This is a genomic window from Acinetobacter sp. ABJ_C1_1 (genome assembly GCF_044684115.1).
In the GTDB taxonomy this organism is placed as follows: Bacteria; Pseudomonadota; Gammaproteobacteria; order Pseudomonadales; family Moraxellaceae; genus Acinetobacter; species Acinetobacter nosocomialis_A.
Map to the genome: position 1 here is coordinate 56,638 of NZ_JBITPU010000007.1, position 25,068 is coordinate 81,705.

Genomic DNA, 25,068 nt, shown 5'->3' on the forward strand with positions numbered 1-25,068 from the left:
TTTATCCATTCAACTCTTTAGCTATCTGTTCATATAAGTCTTTCGATACATAATCCATAGCGTCTGTAAAAGACATTTTATTCATTACACAATGGTCGTAGAGCACATTGGTTACCACAGGATGCTTTATAAAATTTTTATGTATAATTTGGCTGTAAAGGCCGTATGTGACTAAATCTAAATAATTTTGAAGACCATAATCATAGTAAGCCTCTTTAAGATTTTGATGGATTTCAACTGGATGAATTTTTATTAGATCAACTTGTTCAAATTCATTTAATTGTTGAAATACATTATTAGCAATTTCAATTAAATCTAAATCTATAGATTGCTCAAGGTTCACTTTTGTTAGATTCAAGATTGATCGAGATTCATCATAAGTCTTAAAACTAAATAGACCTTTTGGGTGTAAAAAATGCCATTCTTTAAAGCCATCCAATAAGCCATCTATATATTCTGTTTTAAAAATCTCATCCAAGTAGATCATGACTCTAGGATCATACCAACGGAAAAGAATTTTTTTACCTTGATCAGAAATCACTAATTTAGTTTTTATCTGATCTCGCAATTCCTCAAGTGAGCGTGTCTTCGCCACGCCAAACCCATGAACAAAATAGCAATCATTCGTAATATTTTTATTTCTCGATAGATTTTGCAATAAGTCCTCTTTGACCTGCTCAAATACTTTTTTATCATCAATACAAATAAAAAAGAGATTTGACTTTGCAATTTCTTTTTTATGCGCTAAAGGAATATATGCAATATTTTTGTTTGATAGATTATCTATTACACCGTTAAAAATAGAATCATTCAGTGTAGTATCTAATAAAAAAATAATCTGACCATATTTGTTCAGAATTTGGATGCACTGTTCTTCAATTTTAGAAGTAATATCTTTCGAATAATCATCGTATTGGATTGTATTGAAAACAGGTAAGCTCATGATAAATCTACCTTAGCTGAACCATTTTGAGCAGCTTGAGTCTGTTTAGCCGAACAGTCTGGTAAATCTAATGCAGGTGGATTTATTGATGAGCCTCCCATAAACAAGTGCTGCCCAGCCTTCACCTCAAGCTTACCACCTGTGACAGGGAAAATACCCGAGCTATTCAGTTTTACTTGAGATCCATTTGCTGTCAGATTAATCTCAGTTGGGCTAGTAATATAAACTGTGTCTTCGGTTGAAGTAATCTGTACACCTTTTCGAGCAATCACATCCAAAGCATCACCTTGGGCCTGAATTTCGACTTTGCCTTGGCTAGCGAAAAGCCGAGCACCTTCTTGGGCGGCAAATAGACTTATTTTTTGACTCGCATGACTTACTATATTCTTTTGCGTAGTCATATTAATGCTATCTCCAGCACTTTGAGTGAGCTGTCCATTTGTACTAAGGTGTATATCTTCATTACTACTTACAGCAATACTTTTTGGAGATGCCAGCAGCATCACTGCTGATTGAAACTCAGCAGCCTTTTTAGGATCTTCTTGTTTGAGAACCTCTAAGAAAGTCTGAATATTCTCAAGCATATCTAACGGGTCAGTTTGTTGATTTTTAGCCACTTCACTGAGTGCCTTGGCATTGCTAAGACCGCCTTCTATTTGTTGTTTGGCCTCATTTGCATCTAGGTGTACGCCTTGAGCTTGGTCTTGTTTATGAGTGCTAACGAGTAAGCCACTACCCGCTCTTACCGCTCCCCATTGATCTGTTCTAAGTTCAAAACCTTCACCACGGCCATCACTTTCCGCCTTGTCTTTTGGATGGCTTAAGTTACCGAGGTTTAATTGGCTGGCCGCATGACTACTTTGTAGCTGGGCACTGATTTGCCCTGTGGTGTCATCAAAACGGAGTTGGTTAAAGCCTTTGCCATCAACTTCTTCTGAACGAATGCCACTGAGCTTTTTGGTGTCAGGTAGCTGACCTTTCTGGTCGAACTGGGTTGGGTGGCGCTCAGCTTCATGAATACGCCCCACCACAAATGGGCGATCAATGTTACCGTCAAAGAAATCGATCACTACGATCTCGCCTACGCGAGGTAAGAAGCGCGCGCCATAACCGGCACCTGCCCATGGGGTCAGCACATCGACCCAAGCGGAGTCGGTGTCATTGTCGTTACTTCCCGCTCCACCGTCATGAGTATGGTCGTCAGTTCGGGTAAATAGGAAACGGACTTTAATACGTCCCCACTGGTCAACATGAATGCTTTCACCCTCTAACCCCACCACTCTAGCGCGCTGCGGGTGAGCATCTGGACGGTGTTCTAGTGGGTTATATTCAGGCACCGCTTTAATATTACGTCGAACGACATTCAGCTCAGCATAGTGGCGCTGCTCAGGATTTTGCGTGTCGAGTTGAGCTGCCTTGAGCTTGTCTTTTGGTAATAGTCGCTCAAGTTGCTGTTGTAATTCTTTCGGTAAATTATTCTGGTTGTAGTAGTGCTTGCTTAAGATTAAAAATTCTTTGTCAGCGCTGTCATGTTGGTCGAGTTCAGGGTGGTCATTCAGCTCAAACCAGTAACCCACCTGTGCATCACGGACGTTACCCGAAACCGTAAACTGCTTAGAACTCAGGTGATGGTAAGCATTAATGTGTTGGTTTAACTGTTCAATCTGGCTATTACCAGAAGCTGTGGCTTGGTCTTCGCCTTTTAAGTCCTGCATCCAAGCGGGGCTAACATGCCATGCATCTTCAAGATTTAGGCTCGCATTATCATAGTGTTCGCTGTGCTGCTGCTTACCTTGTACGCTACCACTACCTTCTTCTTGTTGTAGGGCATCGGCTTGCCAGCGTTGCACATGTACCGAAGTCGGTTGTAAGCGGCGCTCAGCTTTAACTTGAGTAATAGTATCGAACTGTTCTGTGGCACTGCTGCGCTGGTAACGCAAACTACGTCGCTCAAGCGCCTGATAATTTTGGTTATCGTCAATTAAACGTAACACTTGTGGCTGAATAGAAGCATTCGGATCAGCGACCAAAAGCTGTGACTCATCCACTAACCAGTTAATGCCTTCGCTACGCCACAGGCGAGTTAAAAAGTCATAATCGCTTTCGTTTGACTGCATCACAAATGGACGCACATCGTAGTCTTTGGTTAAGCCAGATGTATCAAGGGTTAAGCTTGAAGCAAATAACGGACTTTTGCCTTGCCATTCTTTAAACAAAATTTCGCTAATATCGCACACGCTTTTATTCATAAACACGCGGCTATTGCGGCGTTTATGCCAGAGTGCAGTTGGGTCTTTTAAAGTTAAATTATAAATGGTGAGTGAGCCGTCACTTTGACCTTGGCTCGCTTCGGTAATAATACCTGTCGTTCTAAAAAATTGGCCCATGTCAGTGACCAGATCAATGGCAACCTGACAGCCAATAAATTGTTTTAATGCAATATGCGCATTTGTAGACAGGCACAGTAATTCAGCAACGCTACCCTGATTAAGAGTATGTTCGCCCTCAATGCGTTGCAAGAAGACTTGCTGATTTAATGATGGGTTGGAAAATTGCACATGAAGTACGCGATTCTGTGCAACCAAACCTAAACTATCTAAAATTTGAAATATTTTATGGGACATCATTATTATAAAACTGGGTCATAATCAGCGTTATCTTATAAAAAATAGACAGAATTGTCTATTTATATGGCTTTAAATCGCATCATTTACATAACTTTTATTTTATCAAAAGGTAAAACGAGCCACCAAAAATTCTATCAAGGCACGTGTTTTGGCAGGCAAACTAGAGGCGTGAGGATAAAGTAATTGAATACTTTGTAACGGTAACGAAAAATCTGGAAATAACCGAATTAGGCGATTGTTTTGAATATCTTCATCAACTAACCATGCAGGACAAATTGCCACACCTAACGATGAAAGAGCCATTTGATGAATAGCTGTTACCGAGTTTGATTCATACTGACTTCGAATAAAAGGTAATGAATATTGCTCCCCTAAACTGTTTTGCAAAATATATTGTGAATCTTGCCAATTTAATAAAGTGTGGCCTATCCAAGGAACATTCGCTAAATCAGATATATTTTCTATAGGATGATCTTTTATAAACTGCGGAGTAGCCACAAGATAAATTGGATATTCCCCAATTTTTCGAGTTTTTAGAGATGAGTTTTTTAAATTTCCTAAGCGAACAACCAGATCTAATTTTTCAGTGACTAAATCATCGAGAGATGAATTAAACGAATACTGTAAGCGTAAATGTGGATAAAGCTGACAAAACTCAGGAAGTAAAGGCAAAATAAAACGCTGACCAAATTCATTGGTAGATGAAAACCGTAAAGTGCCTGTAATACTTGTACCTAAGTGTTGGCTTCGTTCAAATGCCTCATCAATCTGAAGTTGGATTTGTTTAAAATCCTCATAAAAATGCTGACCGATTTCAGTTAATGCAATATTACGGGTGTTGCGAATTAACAAGCTTGTATTGAGCTGCTTTTCTAATTGTTTTATATCAATACTCACCATTGATCGGCTTAAGCCTAAAATTTCAGCAGCCTTGGTAAAAGAACCGGAATCAACGACTTGTAAAAAACTGGTAATTTGCTTGAGGTTTTTTTGCACAATTAAGCCAATTGTTTAAAATTATCAAACAATGATTTTACTTCGCTTGTATCGACAATAAAAGAGCTGGATCTTACCCTGCCTGCACGGAGGTAGGTATGTCTTATCGATATAAAATAGCGACAGTGTTTTTACTTGGGTTCTTTATTGATTGCATCAACATTTTTATGTCTGCAATTGCATTGCCTAATATTGCATCGTCATTTTCAGTTAGCCAATCCATGGTCGCTTGGGTAACAAATGCTTATATTCTCGGCCTCATTTTAATTATGCCCATGAGTTTATGGTTAGCCACCAAACTGGGGAACCAAAAGTTATTATGTTATTCAATGTTGTTATTCTCGATAAGCATTTGCTTTATTGGCTTTAGCGAATCGATTTATAGTTTAATTTTTTGGCGATTTATTCAAGGTGTAGCTGGAGGTTTATTAATTCCAGTCGGGCAAGCACTCGTATATGCATTCTTCCCGAACCAAGAACGCCAACGCATTTCTACCATGATTATGGCAATTGCTTTGATTGCACCAGCTTTTTCACCTGCCATTGGTGGCGTAATTATTGATTCATTTAGCTGGCGATGGGTATTCTTATCTAACCTTCCTTTTTCTTTACTTGCCTCAGCTCTGGCATGGTTATGGGTTAAAAAAACAGAGAATGTATCGAGTGAAAAACCAGACATAAAAGGCTTGGTTATTTTTAATATAAGTCTATTATCTTTATTACTCTCCTTTTCATTTTATAGTGATTACCATAACGCCTCATTCGCTCTAACGAGTTTTCTAATTTCAGTCGGAATGCTTATTTTTTACATTCGACATGCAAAAAAAATTTCCCATCCTGTTCTTAATCTTCAGTTATTAAAAAATAAAAATTTATGCAATGCATTTATTGTCTATTACGCCGTTCCGGGTATTTTTACAGGCGTAAATTTACTTAATATTTTTAATTTACAACTTAACTTCGGCTTTAATGCAAAACAAACTGGTTTATTCATGTTGCTCTATGCAACTGGGGCGCTCGCAGCCATGATTAGTGGCGGCCTGCTCTATCAACGGTTAGGAAAAAAGTATCTTCTTATTATTGGAATAACCCTACATAGCCTTGGCATATTTCTTTTGTTTTGTATTTCAAACACTAGTCCAATCAGCTTTTTAGTTGTTGCTTATTTATTGATGGGTATGGGTGGCGGTCTAAGTGCCAATATCGCCCAAATTAGTTCACTTATTGATTTTTCAGGCCAAGATTTATTACAAGGAAGTGTGCTCTGGAATATTAATCGACAAGTTTCATTTAGTGTCGGTACTGTTGTTCTCATTTCGATATATAACTTGATGTCTGGCTCAAGCGACCTGCTTCGCTATCAACATACTTTTTTAATTGCAGCTTTACTCTGCTTACTGTCACTCATTCCCGCTTTAAAGGAGAAAACCCATGTCTAATCAAATGGATCAAGCCATTCAAAGTGTTATTGACCTACATGTTTTAATAGAAAATGTATTTACAGGCAAAAATGCAGAGCAAAGTCTTAACCCACTTTTAGATAGTTTTGATCAGAATTTTAAGATGGTTACGGTTCAGGGTCACAGCATTGGTTTCGCCGAAGTTAAAAGCTTATTTAGTCAAAATATTGGAAACAAACCCTCTTTAAAAATCGACATTATTAAGAGTACAGCTTTATACGAATTTGAAAATTATTGTTGGGTGCAATATCAGGAACATCAACAAACTGATGAAACCGAAACATTACGCACTTCGACGGCCTGCATTAAAGTAGACGGCGAAAAATGTTATTGGGCTTATTTACATGAAACTTTAGTTCCCTCATCTTCTTAACTCATCTAGAGCACTTAAAGATGGCACCTATTTTGCTTAACAATATTACGTTTTATGAAAATCGTAATACTGATCAAAATGGGGAGCTCTCGATATGGGTTATGTTGCAAAGGAATTTACGCGAAAGAACAAGCTGATTCTCAGTATTTGTTCTTTCGTGATTCCAATATGTCTTTGGTGCGCAATCAGTTACTTACCTTTTGTTTGGCATCCTCAAGTACAAATCACGAGTTCGGGAAGTGTTTCTTACTTACAAGTGGGAAGTCGCATTGATAAAAATGTGTTCTATCTCGAAGCACAAAATGCAGTCAATCGAAATTCTGCACCACCACAAGGTCTTTTGGTCAATCCGATTTATTTACCCGCTCCCCATGAAGTCGCTAAGGCTTTGGTCACCGCATTTACCACACCACCAGAACAACCTGATTCGCCGTGGTTTCATCAAAGTTTATGGCACAGTATTAAACTGGTTTTTTCAGCCTTTTTTATCTCTTCATTGATTGGTATTCCACTCGGTATTTTATGTGGTTTTTCTAAGCGGATATCCCTACTAACAGAGCCGTTTGTCGAGTTTTTCCGTTACTTACCAGCTCCCGCCTTTGGCGCACTTGCAGTAGCAATTTTAGGGATTAATGATGCACCTAAAATTGCCATTATCGTGATTGGTACGCTATTTCAGCAAATTCTCATTATTGCCAATACCACCCGAATGGTAGACCGAAGCTTAATTGAAGCTGGCTATACGCTTGGCACCAATAAGCTCAAAAGTTTATTTCATGTGGTGATTCCTGCTGCCTTACCTGATATTTACCGTGACTTACGTGTGTTACTGGGCTGGGCTTGGACCTACTTAATTGTTTCAGAGTTGATTGGTACGACCTCGGGTATTACGTGGTTTATTACCCAACAGGCACGCTATCAAAACTTTGACAATGTCTATGCAGCTATTTTGATTATTGGGGTGATTGGTCTGGTCTGCGATTGGCTATTAATGAAGTTAGGTGAGCGGATGTTCACTTGGAAAGTAGGAGCAAAATAATGAACGATTCAACATTTAACGCGCATGAATACTTTCAAAAAATTTATGAACGTCCTGTGATTTTAGAAGCTAAACAACTGAGCCAAGTGTTTAAGCATGGTCAAAGCGAACGCACTGTTTTAAATAAGCTCGATTTAAAAATTCATAAAAGAGAATTTATTTGTGTGATTGGCCCCTCTGGCTGCGGCAAATCGACATTAAGCCGTGTTATTGCAGGTTTAGACCCATACCATAGCGGAGAAGTTTTAGTAGACGGCGAATGCATTACAGGACCATGCCCTGAACGCGGCATGGTATTTCAGGGCTATACCCTTTTTCCGTGGAAAACTGTAAAAGAAAATGTGATGTTTGGCCCTCAAATGCGCGGCGCTAGTCAAATGACAGCAGAGGCGCAAGCACGTGAATGGATCAATATTATTAGTTTAGAAAAATATGAAAATCAGTATCCACACCAACTTTCTGGCGGTATGAAACAGCGCGTTGCGATTGCTAGAGCACTGGTTAATCAACCAAAAATTTTGCTCATGGACGAACCTTTTGGTGCACTCGATCCACACACCCGTCAAAAAATGCAAAAGCACTTGATGGATTTATGGCAAAACATTGATATCACCATTATTTTTGTGACCCATGACATGGATGAAGCCATTTTACTGGCAGACCGAATTGTGGCACTCAAAGCCAACCCAGGTGAAATTAAAGAAATAATTGAAGTTAATTTACCGCGTCCACGCTCACTCGACTTAATGAGTACACCTGAGTTTAAACAACTTCGGACACGGGTAGATTATTTAGTTCACGCCGAAGAAGATGAGCTTGACCCAGCTTTACAAGACTTACCAAAAATTCCACGTATGACTCAGGTCAGTACAGAAAAATAAGAAAGACATTAAAAAGCCCAAGTTGCACTTGGGCTTTTTATTTATTTGGCTCATTTAAGTTGTTCTATGAGTGTCGGATAAATCAGCCCATCTACATTTTGTTCGGTTTTATAAATCCCATTTTCGACATTAAATTTATTGACGTGATAGGTCGAGCCATAAATCGAGTCAAAGCCTTGAGATTTAGTAAATACTTTTTTATTGGCATTGATATCTAATAAATGCGTACCGCTAACCATCAACTCATATTGTTTTGGGTCAACCCCTGAACGATTTGCCATAATTTTAACCGCATCGGCATGAGTTGCAGGGTCATTAATATATTTAACTGTTTTATCCCACACCTGAATGACTTTTTTCCATTCCTCTTGATGAGCTGTTAAATGGCCCATGTTGACTGTTAATGTGTCGTAAATTAAACCCGGCTTGTCTTTAGAGGTATAAATAATTTTAGAGCCTGCCACTGCTTTTAATGCCTGACCTGCAACAGGTTGCCAAACAGCAATCGCAGAAATATCTGGGCTATTAAATACTTGAGGTAATTGGTTCGTCGCTGAATTTACCAACTTCACGTCATCAGCTTTAATGTTATGGTCGGTTAAAGCTGTCGCTAGTAAAAGATGATCAACCAAACCTTTTTCGACGCCGATCGATTTTCCTTTTAAGTCTTGAATGGTGTTAATGCCCTCTTTTGCAATAATGACATCATTGCCCGCAGAATAATCTGTTGCCATGATCATCATGCCTTGCGTACCACCCGAAGCGGTTACCAAGTTATCGCCATTGGTGACCAACACAGCGTCGAGCTGATTTGCGGAAAAGGCTGAAAGCGAAGCCGAATAATCAAACCATTTAAACTCTACATTTAACCCTGCTTCTTTTAACCAACCTTTTTCAATAGCCACTTGCCAAGCCACCCAGCCCGGCCAATCACTATAGCCAATGGTAATTGGTTTTGTATTTGTGGATGCCTGAGCATCTTGTTTGGCCTCGGGCACTTTAGCGGTATTGTCACACCCACCCAATACAACTGCCGATAAAATAGATACGGATAACAACGCTTTTTTAATCATATAGAAACTTCCCCAACATTTTTACTAACAACACTTTGAGCGGTTTGATTGAGTGACTGTATATAGGCTCGCCAGCCTCCAAAATGGCTAATATCGGTTGCATCTTGAATGGCATACGCTTCGCAAATAAAGCCTTTGACCCATGTTCCATCTTTTAATTTCAGGTTCCCAATACCAAGTGGTGCAGGCACTTCAGCCACAATGGCTCCAAAATTTGCTAATGGAACATCCCACACTTCAACTTCAATTGAAGTACCTGCTGCATCGCATTGCAGCCCCGGCTTTGGTGGCGTGGTATTTTTTAGGGCAAAGAGTTTATAAGTGTCTGCTGTCTGGGTTTTCTTAAGCAAAGTGGCATTACGGCTAGTCAGCTGAAAATTAAGTGGCATGCCTGTTAAGTGCGCTCCCACAACAGCGAGCTGCACTGAATGATTCGACTGGATGTTTATACTTTTTTGATAATGTTGAGTTGATTTACCTAAACTCAGCGATGTTTCGGTTTGCCAAAGCTGCGCAAAATTGGCGAGTGCCTGATCGTGCCAAGCTGTTGCAATAAAGGTTACGCCGCTTGGAAGGCCGTCTTCACGAAGTACATTTGGTAAGGCCAAAGCAGAAAGATCGGCAAAATTAACAAAGTTGGTATATGCCCCCATTTGCGCATTTTTAGTTAAAGGGTCGGCTTCAACTTCGGCAATGGTGTAAATAGTTGGTGCTGTCGGAACCATCAATACATCAAAAGGTTGTAAAGCCACATTAATTTTTCGAGCTAGTACGGCGCGGTTATATTCGGCTTGAAGTGCATCTGTTGCCTTGAATTTATCTGCCTGCGCAATAATTTGAGCAATGACTGGATGAGCCTTTTCACGTGTTGTCATGCGTTCAACGGCGACTGTTCTTTCTGCCACCCAAGCATCGTTATACAGTGCGGCAGCAAGCTCATTAAACGCGCTGAAATCAATACTCTCAACTTCATAGCTCAGTTTTTTTACACGCTCAATTGCAACAAAAAAAGCTTTTTCAGATTCAATATCGCCATAAAACTCAAGCTGAGCTGGAATAGCTATTTTTCGTTTAGAAAATTGAGTCGGTACATTGGCTGGATGTACTCGTGAATATTCATCTGTTTCATCGTAACCTTGCATTAAATTGGCAACGGTCCACGCATCATCAACATGCAGCGCGAAAATAGAAATGACATCAATGGTTCGACAGGCAGGAATTAAACCTGTGGTAGAAAACCAGCCCTTTGTTGGTTTTAGGCCCACAATATTGTTATGACCAGCAGGTACACGCCCTGACCCCGCCGTGTCTGTCCCCAAGCTAAAAGGCACAATACCGTTGGCAACCACTACTGAAGAACCAGAGCTTGAACCACCGCTAATATATTCAGGGTTAAAACTATTTTTTACTGCACCATAGGGCGAGCGAATGCCAACCAGTCCAGTCGCAAACTGATCGAGGTTAGTTTTACCAACCACAATCGCCCCTGCTTTTTTCAGCTTGGCAACTACGGCAGCATCTTGTGTAGCTAAATATTCAACTTCTTTACAGGCGGCAGTAGTGTGAAAACCAGCAACATCTATATTGTCTTTGACTGCAAATGGCACTCCGTATAGAGGTAAGTCAGCAATATTCTGATCTTTTAAAACATCAATTTGTGCCTGAATCTGGTTATTCGATGCAATTTCAATCCATGCATGATCATCATTTGTAATTTCTGCAACATAGCCAATCAAATCTTCAAGATGGATTTGCCCATTTTGATATGCTGTTTTCCAGTCTTGAATAGTCCATAAATTTTTCAACACGCTACTCCTCATTTAGTCATTTTGCTGTATCGGCGGCATCACGGCATCCATCAGTTCTAAATGCCCTTTAATCACCCCTTTCAGCACAATAAATTGCTGGCTAATTTGTCTGAGCTCAGAACTCGCGCCCTGCATCAACATGACTTGCAATATCTTTTGTTGGTCGAGCTGGATATGAAGTGAACTAATCACTTGTGCTAAAAACTGTTGCTGTAAATCGACCAATTGATTACGCAAGGTCATTTGGCTAGCGTCATAAAGCAGCGTTAATGTGCCCACCATGACTTCATTGGCCTGTGCTTGCTCTGCAATCAGGTGCTTATTAATCATGTCGACAATGGCTTGCGAGCGACTTTCATAGTTCTGCTCGACAATTTTTTGATCGAGTGCATTGAGGGTCGTTTCAGGTACGGTAATACTGATTCGAGCCAACTTTTGTTTTGCCACAGTCTTATCCTTTTGTTTTAGGCGGCTGATTGTTTTGCTTGATATATACGCCTGCACGTACGCTAAGCAATTCGACTAAAAAGGCTTTTAAAGTTGGCTTTGGTTGAACCATAGGTTTTACATCGTTCATATCGCACCTCTAGCTTGGTATTACCAAATTCAGTTTTTGTATTACTGATATGAGATGCAGAAAATGTGCCAATTTTTAAGCGGAGTTTTGATGGGTTTGATGGATATTTATGAGTGATTTTTGGGCAGAAAAAAGCCCCATGCACAGGGATGGGGCTATCTGTTTTAATTCTTAGTTATGTTTCAATAAATCATTCTGATTAAAAAGGAATCCATCTTTAGGGGCCTCTATCTTTATATTATTTATTAGAGTTTTAAAATCATTAATTGCTTTATTTGTATCGTTACCTTCTCCCTCATATGTCACTAAGACAACTCCAGCATTAGTACCTGATGAAGCACTGATAAGAAAACGTTTATCAAAGTTGGTTGTAAAAACATTCGCTTGATAATTCATACCACTACTCAATGGAATATTAATATCCTCATTAACCAATGTTACCCCTTTCATTTTTACTAATCCTTGTTTAGGAATTTGTAGAGAAGCAACCAGATACTGCATACCTTCTTCTATACCTTTGGGATAATATATTGAAATTATAATTGCCTGTTTACTCTCCTGTTTTATGGCAAAAAGCTCTCCATTTTGACCTTTACTAATATCCCAGTGATCTTTTAAATTAACTACAATATTTTTATATTTTACTTCTTGAGCGTAAGTCGGAGTAAGTAAATTAAAAAATATAAATGACAGTAATAATATTCTCTTCATAATAATTTCCTTTTTTATTCATGAAGAATAATATTAAATATCACTAAAATAGTCTAATTTATTCAATACTTTAATGTTTTTAATCTTATGACTGATTAATCATCGTATGTGCCCATACCGATAAAGACTCTAAAACAGGTTTAAAAGACTGGCCTAATTCGGTCATTTCATAAACCACTTTAATTGGTGCTTTTTCACCATAAACGGTTCGAGATATTAAGCCACTTTGCTCTAATTGCTTGAGTTGAAGGCTTAAAGTCATTTCAGTGATGGTTGGCATTAACTGATTGATTTCATTAAAACGTTTTGGCCCATCTTTTAGATAATACAAAATGACGCCTTTCCATTTTCCACCCACCAAATCCATAGCCATACTGATATGGCATGGATACGTTTTTCCATTCATGCTGATTTCACATTTATTTTCAGTATTTGCCATTTTTAACACCACCTATCAACTTTGATAGTTATTGTACACCCATACTATAAAAATTATAGTGACTATGATTTTTATAGCTACAAGGCATTATTATGGCTTTACTTATTTTGGCCCATCCCTACTACGCTCAATCAATTGCAAATAAAACGATAGTGAATGAACTTATAAAAACCTATCCGGACCTTGAAGTGCGAGATATTTTCCAGCTTTATCCGGACTATAAAATTGATGTGAGTGCTGAACAAGAAGCGTTGCTACGCCACGACACGATCATCCTACAATATCCAATGTTCTGGTTTAATATGCCGGCAATTTTGAAGTTATGGTTTGATGAAGTCTTTACGTATCAGTTTGCTTATGGCTCTCAGGGCGACAAATTAAAAGATAAAAAAGTCATTATTAGTATGACAGTCGGGCAAAAAGAAGCCGATATGGTGAACGACCGAGAAAACTTAATTGATAGCTTTTTAAAAGCGGTTCAATATTCAATTCAATATACGCAAATGCAGTTAAGTAGCACATTCTTGCTTTATGAAGTTTCTCCATTATCAGGTCATTCAGAGTCTGAAATTAAGTTAAAAGCGGTTGAACATGGTCATAAAGTATTAAAGCATTTGACCGAAGCATAATAAAAAAGAGAGCATCGGTATTGATGCTCTCTTTTGGTTTAAGCAACTGGTGCCAAGGTAAATAGCACTTGTCCCGTTTTTACAGTTTGACCTTTTTCAATAGTAATGGTTTCAACTTTCATGCGTTCGGGTGCAATAATTGGAATTTCGATTTTCATTGCCTCAATGACTGCAAGGGTTGCACCTTCTTCAACAATATCTCCCGATGCGCATTCGATTTTCCAGATTGAGCCCGGCATGTGTGATTCGACTGCACAGCCTCCTTCAGGAATAACTACGGTTTCACCTTCATCAACAGCATCTAGGCTTTCAGAAATATATTCCTGCAAGCCCGCTTCGTGCCAACGGCGGCGTTCAGCCTCAAAGTTAGCTTGCTGTGTATCTTTAAAGGCTTGAATGCTGTCTTGGTGTGTTTTTAAAAACGCGTTGTATTCTTTTAAGTTGAGTACGCCCTCTTCAATACGAAGCTGTAGACGACCTGCCTTAAAGTCTTCACGCATTTGAAGAAGTTCAGCCTCAGAAACTTCATAAAACTTCACTTGGTCAAAAAAGCGTAATAACCACGGTTTGCCATCTTCGAAGTCGGCATTTTTACGGTAACGGCTCCACATTTGAGTGGTACGGCCAACAAACTGGTAGCCACCCGGCCCTTCCATGCCGTACACACACATATACGCTCCGCCGATACCCACGGCGTTTTCAGGTGTCCAAGTTCGTGCTGGGTTATATTTTGTAGTGACTAAACGTTGACGTGGGTCGAGCGGCGTAGCAACGGGTGCACCTAAATACACGTCGCCTAAACCCATCACCAAATAGTTTGCACTATAGACCACATATTTAACTGCTTGCTTAGAAGCTAAGCCATTAATACGGCGAATAAACTCGACGTTATCTGGGCACCACGGGGCATCTGGACGAACAATTTGTGTGTAGCGTTCGGTAGCAAGTTGAGTTTGTGAATCTTCCCAAGCCAAAGGCAAATAGACAGTGCGTGAAGGCACCTGCATATTTTGAATATCGGGTAATTCGGCTTCTGCTTGTTGAAGTTTCTGTAAAAGTTCAAGTTGATCGAGCTGGATTGAATCAAAATGAATTTGTAGTGAACGGATGCCCGGTGTTAAGTCGATAATGCCCTGAATGTTTTGATCTTTGACCCATTGCATGAGTGCATGAATACGAAAGCGTAAATTTAGATCAAGTACTAACTCGCCATATTCCACCAACAAATAGCTATTTCCTGCTGGTCGATAGACCACGCTTGGTAAGTCAGCTTCACCATCTAAAGTGGCTAAAACAGCATCTTGTAAAGTGTCGGGCTCTGCTTGAATAGCTGGATTAAAATTGATCTGAGTCGTATTAGCCGCGGTTAAGCTTTGATGATATTTTTGATCGAGTACTTTTGCTTGCGCATAACTCACGGGTACAAATTTGACCTTATCGCCTGCTTTTAGCTGCCCGATTTTCCAAAGCTCGGAATGAATGACTACCGCAGGGCAAACAAAGCCGCCTAAGCTCGGACCATCCGGACCCAAAATAATTGGCATATCGCCCGTAAAATCAATTGCCCCAATCGCATAAGCGTTGTCGTGAATATTGGAAGGATGTAAGCCTGCCTCACCGCCGTCTTCACGTGCCCACTCAGGTTTTGGCCCTATTAAACGAATGCCTGTACGGCTTGAGTTATAGTGAATTTCGAACTGATTGGTAAAGAACGTATCAATATCTTGTTTGGTGAAAAAATCTGGTGCGCCATGTGGGCCATACATGACGGCAATTTCCCAGTTTTGGGTAAAGCTAGGAATTTGTGCTTGAGCTAAAGCAGTGGTCGATTGAGCGGAATATTCAGTAATCGGCAGCATATCGCCAATTAATAAATTACGGCCTGCATGCCCACCAAACTGCCCTAAAGTGAAAGTCGCCTGTGACCCTAAATAGTCAGGAACATCAAATCCACCTTTCACACCTATATAGCTACGGCAACCTGAACGGATAAGCCCACATTTTAAAACTTGGCCTTTTTTTACATTAATGGTTTGCCACATCGGCACAAGTTCGCCATCAAGTTTTGAAGGCATATCACCGCCCGTAATGACAATTTGGCTGTCGCAGTGAAACTTTAAGGTCGGCCCTTGCAAGGTGCATTCAAGACCTGCGGTATTTGGCTCATTGGTCAAAAGCTGGTTTGCCACAGTTAAACTGAGTGGATCGATCGCACCCGATGGCGGCACCCCGACATCCCAATAACCTAACCGACCTGTTACGTCTTGAATGGCAGTTTGAATGCCAGCCTGCAACACCTCAATTTTTTGAGTTTTCCATTCAAAGGTATTTAAAAATCGAGTGGTTTGAGTACCTAAAGCAAACACATCGCAAGCAATAATATTCTGTAAATATTCCAAATTGGTTTCAATGCCTGCGACTTGCGTGTTGGCAAGACTAGCACTCATTGCCTGTATGGCTTGGTCCCGTGTTGCAGCAGTCACAATGATTTTGGCAATCATTGGGTCATAAAAAGACGATACCGTTGAACCTGTTTCTACCCATGTTTCGACTCGGGCTTGCGGGTCAAATTTAACATGGGTAAGTAAGCCCGCACTTGGTTGGAACTGTTTAATCGGGTCTTCGGCATAAAGACGAACTTGAATAGAGTGTCCTGTTGGCTCTAACTTTTCAGTCGGTGCTGACCAGTCACCACTTGCCAGTGTAACCATCCACTCGACTAAGTCGACACCAAATACTTGCTCGGTCACGCCGTGCTCGACTTGCAAACGCGTGTTAACCTCTAAGAAATAAAATTCTTGGGTTTCGGTGTCCATGACAAACTCAACTGTGCCTGCCGAGCGATAGTTCACCGACTGCATCAGTTGAATCGCAACTTTTTGTAGGTAGTCGCGTTGATGTTCATTTAGATGTGGTGCGGGTGTTTCTTCAATCACCTTTTGATTACGGCGTTGTACCGAACAATCACGCTCACCCAAGGCTAAAACTTGCCCTTGCCCATCACCAAAAATTTGTACTTCGATATGGCGTGCATGTTGTACAAATTTTTCTAAATATAAACCTGCATCTTTAAAATTGACCTGCGCTAAATAAGATACGGTTTGGTAGGCATCTTTTAATTCAGTTTCATTCCAGACCAAACGCATGCCAATACCCCCACCGCCCGCGGTACTTTTCAGCATGACTGGATAGCCAATACGGGCCGCCTCGGTTAAGGCCTCGGCTTCATCGGCAAGTAGTGAGCTGCCCGGAAGTAGAGGTACATTACTTTTAATAGCAAGTTCACGTGCAGTATGTTTTAAACCAAAATCCAGCATTTGGCTTGAAGTTGGCCCAATAAAGGCAATTCCTTGGCTTTCGCACAAATCACAAAACTCGGCATTTTCAGACAAAAAACCATAACCGGGATGAATGGCTTCTGCTCCCGACTGTTTTGCTACTTCAAGAATCTTTTCAATATTTAAATAACTTTGGTGTGCAGGTGCAGGACCAATTAGGAAAGCTTCATCGGCCAAAGTTACATGTAAAGAATCACGGTCGGCTTCGGAATAAACCGCAACCGAAGCAATCCCGAGTTTTTTAAGGGTGCGAATGACGCGACAGGCAATTGCACCGCGGTTAGCAATCAGAACTTTTTTAAACATGCTTACACCCCTTCCGCTTCACGGACAACCAGTTGAATTTTGGTTGGGTTATAGGCATTACATGGGTTGTTTAGTTGTGGACAATTGGAAATTAAAACAATCAAATCCATTTCTGCACGAACTTCGACATATTTTCCCGGAGCTGAAATTCCGTCATCAAATTTAAGCTGACCATCTGGCGTAACAGGCACATTCATAAAAAAGTTAATATTTGGACCGATGTGACGGACATTTAAGCCATGCTTTTTTGCAATCGGGTGTTTTGCCAAGGCATACATAAAATTGTTACGGCAACTATGCATTGGGTACGTTTCATGTGCATAGCGAACCGTATTACTTTCACATGAACAAGCACCGCCAATGGTGTCATGGCGACCACAGTTATCATCATGAATAACGGCAATTGGACGACCAAAGTTACTGTAGAGCTTGGTGCCCTTTTCTAAATAGATTTGTTGGTTGATGGCCAAAGTATCCATTGCGCTATAACGCTCAGTTGGGTTTTCGGCACTCATAAACAAAGTATCGACCGCTTGGTTTCCCTCAAGGTCAATAATTCGAAAATATTGGCCCTTTTTAACCTCGCACATCCACGCTTCACCCGCAGGACAAACTTCATTTAAAACTGCTTTTTCAAATGATTGTAAAACTGTCATGATGCTTCTCCTGATTTAAATATTGCTAAGCGCGTAGTAGCGGGCTGTGTTTTGAAAGGCACGCTGATTTTGCGAACATGCATCACGACAAATATCGCTGTCTGTTAGTGAATTGGCTCTAAATAAACTGAGTTGAATATCGGCAGGTTGATAGATTGGGCTGGTGTCTAAACCATGCGGCGCAGCAGATAAAAATACTAAGCAGTCCATTTCAAAACGCAGTTCAATGCTTTGATTGGTGTTGTCAGAACTGACATATGACAAAACGCCGTTTTCATCTGGTGCAACTTTAGAAAATAGATTAACCGTGGCACTCAGGTCTTGGCTGGCAAGCCCGTATTTACACATTTCAATGAGTAAGCTGTCTAAGCCGTTTTGGTACATATCATTGCGGGCATCTTGAAATGTACGTATCCCAAATTGCTTTTCAATTTGCTCAGGTCGACTTGGGCCACAAAGTGCATCATTCCAACCATGATCATCACGAACAATGGAAGCCATGACACGGCCAAGGTCTGAGTACAATACGTTGGAAGCTTTTAAATAGGCGGTGTGTTGCCCTTTTAAACTGTCGGGCATGTTAAAACGTTCAAGCACATCGGCAGCATTTACACAAAACAAAGAAACATTTGCCTGAGCGCTAAGCGATGTAAATCTAAGAATAGTTCCTTTTTGAATACGACCCGACCAGTGATGTCCTCCGGGTAAAAGTTCGGTCCAAATCGCCTGATTGTTATGATAACTTGCAGTGTTCATAGCTACTCCTGTCGGATAGTTTTAGACTTCCTCCCGGGCTTTTATCCCTCCGTGTAGTTCGCTAGGAACCGTGAACTCTCGGTCCAGACATACATGAAGTATCGGAACCCTAGATCACTTTTGATTGTTTATGACTATGCAAAGGACATGCCAACTTAGTATTACGGTTTTGATTAAAAGTAATACTAATCTTGGGCTGTTTAGGTGCGATTTAAGTTCAAAAATAAAAACCTGCACTTAAAATTGTGCATTTCAAAATAAAAAAGCCCCTTTCACGAAGAGGCTTAAGAATGAATTATAAGAGAGCGTATTAAGGAAGTAGAATTACCTTGCGACAGTCCTGTTCTCTTTCATTAAAAATGCGATAACCCTCTGCGGCATCTTCTAATTTCATTCGATGGGTAATGATAGTTTCAGGCGACAAATCACCACGCTCAATCAGTTCTAAGAGTTGCGGCAAATATTGATGCACATGGGTTTGGCCCATTTTAAAAGTCAGCCCTTTATCAAAAGCATCGCCAAATAAAAAGCCATGAATTGGGCCTGCATATACACCCGGTACGCTGACTACACCACCACGACGAACTGCGGCAATACATTGACGAAGCGCTGCACCACTTGAACCTTCAAGCTTTAAATTGGTGAGCACTGTCTCAATCACACTGCCTTTTGCCTCGAAGCCAATCGCATCAATCACAGCATCGACACCGCGATAATTGTCGGTATGCTGAATAATAAATTCGGCCGCATCGACTTCATCAAAATTAACTGGAATAGCACCGTATGTTGCCGCTGCATAGTTCAATCGATAGTCATTGTGATCGACCATAAATATCTTTTCTGCGCCGAGCATCTTAGCGCAAGCAGCACTTAACAGTCCGACTGGCCCTGCACCATAAATTGCAACGGTTGAGCCACGTTTCACTTGGGCATTGGTCACGGCTTGCCAAGCAGTCGGTAAAATATCAGTCAAGAAAAGTACTTTTTCATCTGACAGTGAAGTTGGCACTTTAAAAGGGCCTTTATTGGCTTTTGGCACACGCACATATTCCGCTTGCCCGCCCGGTACACCGCCGTAAAGATGGCTATAACCAAACAAAGCCGCACCTGGTGGAATCTGTTTTTTATTAATAATTGCGCCGCGCCCTGTATTGGTGGTTTCACAGGCAGCGGTCAGGTTAAGTTGGCAAAAGAAACATTCACCACAAGCAATCACAAAAGGCACAATGACACGGTCGCCTTTTTTCACATGGGTAACGGCTGGGCCGACTTCTTCAACTACACCCATAAACTCATGCCCAAAAATATCGCCATGTTCAGTCTTTGGGATTTTGCCTCGATATAAATGTAAATCAGAGCCACATATCGCTGTGGCAGTCACGCGTAAAATAATGTCATCCGGTTCTTGAATAATTGGGTCTGCAACTGTTTCTACTCGAACATCTTCTGCACCGTGGTAAGTAAGAGCGCGCATATTGTTATTCCTCTATTTCCTTTCATGTCATTTGATTATGAGGAGGCTTTCTTTACCGTTTGCAACGATTGTTATTTTTCACGTAAGACATATTACTCAAATACAAATAAATGAAGCCCTCGCTCTGCCCTAAAATGTGCAATATAGAGATGAAATCAGTCTGACGAACTAGAATTCCACCCTAGTGAAAAGCGTGCTAATATCCAAATTCTGACAATTACCCATGTCAAATTTACTTTAGAGGGAACAAGATGTTAAAAACTCAAAAAATCAACATCGTACAAGAATTTGATGCACCTATAGACAAGGTCTTTGCAGCCTTGAGTGAACATGAAAACCTAAGCAAACTTTTTGCCCCTGCTAAAGTCACTCGTATTAGTAATGGAAAGGATGCGCGTAATGGTGTTGGCTCTGCCCGCAAGATGTCTATTCCGTTTACACCTTCATTTGTTGAAACAAATTTAGTCTATAAAGAAAATGAACTGATCGAGTACGCGATTACAAGCGGCATTAGTCCAATTAAGGCGCATCGCGGTGTGATGCAATTTACTGACTTGGGAAATAACCGAACTCGTTTGAATTACACCATTAGCTTTAAAGGTCGCGTTCCTTTTATTGGCCCGATTATTAAAGCTGCTCTACAAAATGGCGTGAGTCGTGGTCTTAAAAAACTTAAGTTTTAACCCTCCCTATTAAATAAAAGCCCTATTACGGGCTTTTATTTTTTTAAATATTTCTACGAAAACATCGCTATAAAATATGTGAATTGCTTATCCCGCTCATCTATATGGTTATCGCTGAGCCTTTGAATAATGGTTCCTTCAATTATATGTAAAAGTAATTTGGCATCGTGAAATGAAACATCTGATTTTATGAATCTAAGCTGATTATAGATTTCATTGGTCAGCCAAGTTCTATATCGAATGGCAATTTGGTAGGCGTTGGAGTAGGTATTTTTAGTTTCAAAAATGGCTTTAAATAACAGGTAATACTGCCCTTCTAAGTCAGTATGTAAATAATACAATTTGTTGAGTTTGTCTCTCACGCTTGAGTCTTGGTCATATTCCACCATTGCAATGACTTTGTCTTGTAGCCGTTCTTTTTGCACGAGTAGGCATATTTCGATAAAACGCGCTTTGGACTGGAAGTGATGATAAAAAGTCATTTTTGTAATTTCTGACTCTTTGATAATTCTATCGACACCTACTAAATGGAATCCGTGATGGTGAAATAAATCAATTGCTTTATTCACAACTTTTAAAGCACGTGTAGAAAGTACTAAAGGTGACATAGTTGTACCGTTTAAAATAATTTTTTGTTGTATATAAAAGAGATAGAAATGCCGTCACTCTTAAAATGAGTGCTAAAAACAGGCATGCAAAAGCGGCACAATAAAGGTGTGCTCGCCTATCTCAGGTTTATTGTTGCTTTGATTTTTGAGTCGTAACGATTCTTAAGGTGTAGAAAACCTAGAGTCGATTAAACCGATTTAGAAAGTATTTAAACGGTATAAATAAAGAGATTTTGGCAAAGGCCAATAAATGAGAAGAATTAGTACGCATAGCGGACTCCTTTGTTAACAAAAGAAATCCTACCGATCACTGCTAAATGATGGTGGCAGGACGAAAGAGGGTTAGCAGACTGGCAACAAAGAAACCAGCACACCCAAAGGTGTCCCCCTTCCGCCCTACCGTAGAGAAAAAGGGGGCGAACGAGTTCACGATACACAAAACTAGGTTTCGAATATCGTCTTTGTTAAATAGGGTCTGCTAAAACCCGCTAGCAATGTAGGCTAGCCCGCAAAGGATAGTATTCGCTTTTGTTATCGTCAAGCGTAGGAAATGACAATTGTATTAAAGTAGAGCGGTTGGGGAATAAAAAAGCCATTACGGTTTAGTAATGGCTTTTTTAATCATGAATTTCAATTAAATCTAAGTATAACTATCAAGTTAACTCTTAATGTGTATTAAATGCTAAGAATAAACCTAATCCTATAAAAATTGATCCGCCCATTAGAGACATGACCTTTTGTGTATTTTCAGATTTCTTAAATCTTTTTAAGATATAGTTTGCTAAAAAAACACATACTATATCTGCAGAAACAAAAGCTAAATTCACAAAAAAACCTAATATTATGAATTGTAGCCACACAGAAAATCCAGAAGTAGTATTTATAAATTGAGGTAAAAAAGAAATATAAAATATTGCAGTTTTTGGGTTAAAAACCTCTACTAAGATACTTTGTCTAAATGAAACTTCAGGAGCATGCAAATCAATTTCTAAATTACCTTGCAGCTTTGATCTTATTAGCTTAATTCCGAGCCAAATTAAATATCCAGCACCTAATATTTTAATTACATCATAGAGCATAGGTGTTGTTTTTAAAATTGCAGTTAATCCAATTGAAGCTGCAATTATATGAAAACATCCACCAATAAAAATTCCTAATGATGCCATTAACCCAGCTCTTTTCCCTTTAGAAATAGTCTGAGCTGCTGTATAAAGCATAGCCGGTCCAGGCATATAGGCAAAAATTAATGTAGTTATAACAAAAGTTATAAGTAATTCAATTGAAACCATTATTCATCCTTAATGCAGTTTATTTAAGAGTAATCTCTAACTCCGAATAGAGAGCTACCTATACGAATATAGTTGGCCCCTATCGGTATAGCCTTTTTATAGTCATTACTCATTCCCATACTTAAATTTTCTATTTCATATAAAGACTTTAATTCCTTCATTTTTAAAAAATAAGGCTCTACTTCTTTAGTATTAGGCGGAATACACATAAATCCTTCTAGTTTAATACTTCTACTAGTAATAGCTTTTTGAAATAAATCATTTAGATCGCTTAAATCAACACCACTTTTCTGCAATTCATTTCCTATATTAATTTGAATAAAAATCCTTACTATCTTTTGCACTTCTGTTGCATATTTTATAATTTTATTTAGCGTATTAACGCTGTCTACTGATTCTATCACATCAAAAAAATTAACTATTTTCTTAATTTTTTTTGACTGAATACCACCAATAAAATGTAATTCTAGATCAGTATATTTATCTTTCAGCAAGGACCATTTTTCATAGGCCTCCTCTACTCTACTTTCACCAAATATGCGGTGCCCATGTTCTAAAAGAGGTAAAATTTTTTCTACCGGTTGAAATTTAGAAACTGCAACCAATTGTGTAGAAGAGTTTAACTGGTGAATATCATTAATAATCTTATTGAAATTATCTAATATTATTGAGTTCATTTTACAACTTTTACCTCTTCAGGAAATACTTCAATTTTCATAATTGAGGTCACGTCTAATCCTGTAATTTCTTTTACTTTTTCTTTACCCTTATTTTGAACTTTTTCAATTGCACATATGACTTTTTCAATAGTACTTCCTGCTGTTTTTAATGCTTCAGCAAGGGCAATTACAGCTCCTCCTGTACTTAAAGTATCATCAATAATAACTACTCTATCACCCTTATCTATACCATTTAAATACATTTTTCCTTCAAAATATTCAGATTTAATATCCACCACATTATTATTAAGTTCTGTAAGGCTATAAGGATACCATCGTGCCATTGCAAGAGGTTTACCAGTTAATAAAGAGATAGTGGTTGCTAATGGTGCTCCCTTATCCTCTTCTGTAACAATTTTATCAAAATCACAATCTAGATGTTCTAAAATTGCATAAGCAACTTCGATTAAGACCTTGGGTCTTAACGCTGGTAACTGATCAGTAAATTCATTAACTGTTGTAAGTGTTTTTCCTGAGTTTACTACACGTGCGTTTCTATAAATTTCTTCTAACAACATTTTTATCTCCTTAATTATTTTTTATCTTGATATTCAGGGTATACACCGTCCCATCTACTTTTATATTTCCACGCATTATCAAAAAATAAAGTAACTATTGTTTTATTATTTATATTATTCATCAAAGATTCACAAACTAATAAATTTGCTCCACAAGTTGGACCTATACCAATTTGATCACTTTCTATAAAGCTTTTCATTCTATTCCAAGCTTCATGACCATTAACAGTTGTAATAGCATCAATAACATCGAGACTAGTATTTGCTGATAATATACCAGCTCCTAATCCCATTAAGTTATGTGGAGAATGCGTAAATTTTAAACCATTTTTCATCGCATATATTGGAGCAGACTTATCAACTTCTATGCCAATAGTTTTTATATTAGGAAAATTCTCTTTTAATCTTTCTGCGATACCTGAAAAAGTTCCTCCTGTTCCAATTGAACAAACAAAATAATCTGGAGTAATTTTCAACTCCTTTAATTGATGAGTTATTTCATCACCACATTTGTGCCATGCATTTTTATTTAATAGACTTGAAGCTTGATCAAGGAAATATGTATTTCTATTCAATTCAACGTATTTTCGTGCAGCTTCAACACTCCCATTTAAAAACTTTTCTTTTTCTGTAAATATAATTTCTGCACCGAAATTATTGATTTGATCAATCCGCTCTTGCGTCATTCCCTCAGGCATACATATAACAACTTTATAGCCCTTTTCTCGTCCAATCCATGCTAATGCAGCCCCACCATTACCCGTAGAACAATCGACTAAAGTCATCCCTGGTTTTATGAGTTTTTCCTTTTCTAATGTCTCAATAATATGAAGAAATGTCCTATCTTTATGGCTACCTGTAGGATTACTCAATTCAAATTTTGAAAAAATTTGATTCCCATTCTTAGATAAAGAAGTCAACTGTTTAAGCTCAGTGTTTCCAATTTTGTTTAAATTCATTTTTAGCTCTTTTTAACATTTGTTAAATTCTATTGCTTGTTTTTTAAGGTTTTATAAACAATATTTATAAAAATAGATAATTGTTTCAAAACTGATCAAATACTAGATAAAAAATACAGACCTGTCTATATATTTTTATAAAATATATAGATACAAGACATGAAGATAAGTTTAGATTTAAAAATATTATTAATATAAGCCATTAT

24 protein-coding genes and 1 riboswitch are annotated in these 25,068 nt (G+C 39.0%); of the genes, 6 read left to right on the plus strand and 18 right to left on the minus strand.

The genetic code is table 11. From position 1 onward, the window contains the following. Position 1: 1 nt before the first annotated feature. The 3 genes from ACG59Z_RS10200 to ACG59Z_RS10210 all read right to left on the minus strand — a co-directional run bounded on the left by ACG59Z_RS10200 (position 2) and on the right by ACG59Z_RS10210 (position 4,566). Positions 2-943 (minus strand): hypothetical protein, encoded by a 942-nt coding sequence (locus ACG59Z_RS10200; protein ID WP_311087904.1) that lies wholly within the window; start codon positions 941-943, stop codon positions 2-4. Then, positions 940-3,570 carry a type VI secretion system Vgr family protein gene (locus ACG59Z_RS10205; protein ID WP_400199142.1) on the minus strand — a complete coding sequence of 877 codons (2,631 nt, stop codon included), beginning with the start codon at positions 3,568-3,570 and terminating at the stop codon, positions 940-942. Before ACG59Z_RS10205 ends, ACG59Z_RS10200 begins: the two co-directional genes overlap by 4 nt. A 102-nt stretch (positions 3,571-3,672) precedes the next feature. Continuing rightward, a complete protein-coding gene (locus ACG59Z_RS10210; protein WP_400199144.1) occupies positions 3,673-4,566 on the minus strand; it encodes a LysR family transcriptional regulator in 894 nt (297 codons plus the stop codon). 98 nt (positions 4,567-4,664) lie between these two features. Here ACG59Z_RS10210 and ACG59Z_RS10215 point away from each other — a divergent pair, with 98 nt between their 5' ends. The 4 genes from ACG59Z_RS10215 (at position 4,665) to ACG59Z_RS10230 (ending at position 8,319) form a co-directional block, all read left to right on the plus strand. Beyond that, positions 4,665-6,005 carry an MFS transporter gene (locus ACG59Z_RS10215; protein WP_400199145.1) on the plus strand — a complete coding sequence of 447 codons (1,341 nt, stop codon included), beginning with the start codon at positions 4,665-4,667 and terminating at the stop codon, positions 6,003-6,005. Then, positions 5,998-6,399, plus strand: coding sequence for a hypothetical protein (locus ACG59Z_RS10220; protein ID WP_400199146.1), 402 nt, complete (start codon positions 5,998-6,000; stop codon positions 6,397-6,399). The genes ACG59Z_RS10215 and ACG59Z_RS10220 overlap by 8 nt, the downstream gene beginning before the upstream one ends. A gap of 94 nt (positions 6,400-6,493) precedes the next feature. After that, on the plus strand, positions 6,494-7,438 hold the full coding sequence (locus ACG59Z_RS10225) for an ABC transporter permease (protein WP_199987110.1): 945 nt from the start codon (positions 6,494-6,496) through the stop codon (positions 7,436-7,438). Then, positions 7,438-8,319, plus strand: coding sequence for an ABC transporter ATP-binding protein (locus tag ACG59Z_RS10230; RefSeq protein WP_400199148.1), 882 nt, complete (start codon positions 7,438-7,440; stop codon positions 8,317-8,319). Before ACG59Z_RS10225 ends, ACG59Z_RS10230 begins: the two co-directional genes overlap by 1 nt. 50 nt (positions 8,320-8,369) lie before the next feature. Here ACG59Z_RS10230 and ACG59Z_RS10235 read toward each other — a convergent pair whose 3' ends face one another. The 6 genes from ACG59Z_RS10235 to ACG59Z_RS10260 all read right to left on the minus strand — a co-directional run bounded on the left by ACG59Z_RS10235 (position 8,370) and on the right by ACG59Z_RS10260 (position 12,927). Next, positions 8,370-9,392, minus strand: coding sequence for an ABC transporter substrate-binding protein (locus ACG59Z_RS10235; RefSeq protein ID WP_400199149.1), 1,023 nt, complete (start codon positions 9,390-9,392; stop codon positions 8,370-8,372). Next, positions 9,389-11,200 (minus strand): allophanate hydrolase, encoded by a 1,812-nt coding sequence (gene atzF, locus ACG59Z_RS10240; protein ID WP_400199150.1) that lies wholly within the window; start codon positions 11,198-11,200, stop codon positions 9,389-9,391. The genes ACG59Z_RS10235 and atzF overlap by 4 nt, the downstream gene beginning before the upstream one ends. A gap of 12 nt (positions 11,201-11,212) precedes the next feature. Continuing rightward, the gene (locus tag ACG59Z_RS10245) at positions 11,213-11,647 is read right to left on the minus strand and encodes a CopG family ribbon-helix-helix protein (protein ID WP_001118705.1); all 435 of its coding nucleotides are present in this window, start codon (positions 11,645-11,647) and stop codon (positions 11,213-11,215) included. A gap of 4 nt (positions 11,648-11,651) precedes the next feature. After that, positions 11,652-11,777, minus strand: coding sequence for a hypothetical protein (locus tag ACG59Z_RS10250; protein ID WP_279718422.1), 126 nt, complete (start codon positions 11,775-11,777; stop codon positions 11,652-11,654). 171 nt (positions 11,778-11,948) lie between these two features. Further along, a complete protein-coding gene (locus ACG59Z_RS10255) occupies positions 11,949-12,488 on the minus strand; it encodes a hypothetical protein (protein WP_400199153.1) in 540 nt (179 codons plus the stop codon). 85 nt (positions 12,489-12,573) lie between these two features. Next, positions 12,574-12,927: a helix-turn-helix domain-containing protein gene (locus tag ACG59Z_RS10260; protein ID WP_042077166.1), complete on the minus strand. Its 354-nt coding sequence runs from the start codon at positions 12,925-12,927 to the stop codon at positions 12,574-12,576. A gap of 92 nt (positions 12,928-13,019) precedes the next feature. Between ACG59Z_RS10260 and ACG59Z_RS10265 the strand changes: the two genes are divergently transcribed. Then, positions 13,020-13,556 (plus strand): NAD(P)H-dependent oxidoreductase, encoded by a 537-nt coding sequence (locus ACG59Z_RS10265; RefSeq protein WP_114252244.1) that lies wholly within the window; start codon positions 13,020-13,022, stop codon positions 13,554-13,556. Between the two features lie 38 nt (positions 13,557-13,594). On the opposite strand, the gene uca is transcribed toward ACG59Z_RS10265, so the two are convergent. The 4 genes from uca to ACG59Z_RS10285 all read right to left on the minus strand — a co-directional run bounded on the left by uca (position 13,595) and on the right by ACG59Z_RS10285 (position 20,086). Further along, positions 13,595-17,200, minus strand: a complete 3,606-nt coding sequence (gene uca, locus ACG59Z_RS10270; RefSeq protein ID WP_400199155.1) for an urea carboxylase — start codon at positions 17,198-17,200, stop codon at positions 13,595-13,597. Between the two features lie 2 nt (positions 17,201-17,202). Continuing rightward, on the minus strand, positions 17,203-17,856 hold the full coding sequence (locus ACG59Z_RS10275; protein WP_039255520.1) for an urea amidolyase associated protein UAAP2: 654 nt from the start codon (positions 17,854-17,856) through the stop codon (positions 17,203-17,205). 15 nt (positions 17,857-17,871) lie between these two features. Next, positions 17,872-18,612 (minus strand): urea amidolyase associated protein UAAP1, encoded by a 741-nt coding sequence (locus tag ACG59Z_RS10280; RefSeq protein WP_400199157.1) that lies wholly within the window; start codon positions 18,610-18,612, stop codon positions 17,872-17,874. A 28-nt stretch (positions 18,613-18,640) separates the two neighbouring features. Continuing rightward, positions 18,641-18,736, minus strand: a riboswitch (guanidine-I (ykkC/yxkD leader). A 186-nt stretch (positions 18,737-18,922) separates the two neighbouring features. Beyond that, on the minus strand, positions 18,923-20,086 hold the full coding sequence (locus tag ACG59Z_RS10285) for a zinc-dependent alcohol dehydrogenase (protein ID WP_400199159.1): 1,164 nt from the start codon (positions 20,084-20,086) through the stop codon (positions 18,923-18,925). A 251-nt stretch (positions 20,087-20,337) separates the two neighbouring features. Here ACG59Z_RS10285 and ACG59Z_RS10290 point away from each other — a divergent pair, with 251 nt between their 5' ends. Then, complete coding sequence (locus ACG59Z_RS10290) at positions 20,338-20,769, plus strand: SRPBCC family protein (RefSeq protein WP_022574813.1); 432 nt, start codon at positions 20,338-20,340, stop codon at positions 20,767-20,769. 53 nt (positions 20,770-20,822) lie between these two features. On the opposite strand, the gene ACG59Z_RS10295 is transcribed toward ACG59Z_RS10290, so the two are convergent. From ACG59Z_RS10295 to ACG59Z_RS10315, 5 genes are all read right to left on the minus strand, one after another. Beyond that, positions 20,823-21,377 (minus strand): TetR/AcrR family transcriptional regulator, encoded by a 555-nt coding sequence (locus tag ACG59Z_RS10295; RefSeq protein ID WP_400199162.1) that lies wholly within the window; start codon positions 21,375-21,377, stop codon positions 20,823-20,825. Positions 21,378-22,042: 665 nt separating this feature from the next. After that, complete coding sequence (locus ACG59Z_RS10300; RefSeq protein ID WP_400199164.1) at positions 22,043-22,666, minus strand: LysE family translocator; 624 nt, start codon at positions 22,664-22,666, stop codon at positions 22,043-22,045. A gap of 23 nt (positions 22,667-22,689) precedes the next feature. Continuing rightward, a complete protein-coding gene (locus tag ACG59Z_RS10305) occupies positions 22,690-23,343 on the minus strand; it encodes a YggS family pyridoxal phosphate-dependent enzyme (protein WP_400199166.1) in 654 nt (217 codons plus the stop codon). Further along, positions 23,340-23,903, minus strand: coding sequence for a phosphoribosyltransferase family protein (locus ACG59Z_RS10310; protein ID WP_046813614.1), 564 nt, complete (start codon positions 23,901-23,903; stop codon positions 23,340-23,342). Before ACG59Z_RS10310 ends, ACG59Z_RS10305 begins: the two co-directional genes overlap by 4 nt. Before the next feature lie 14 nt (positions 23,904-23,917). Then, positions 23,918-24,862, minus strand: a complete 945-nt coding sequence (locus ACG59Z_RS10315; protein WP_400199169.1) for a cysteine synthase family protein — start codon at positions 24,860-24,862, stop codon at positions 23,918-23,920. Between the last annotated feature and the right edge of the window lie 206 nt (positions 24,863-25,068).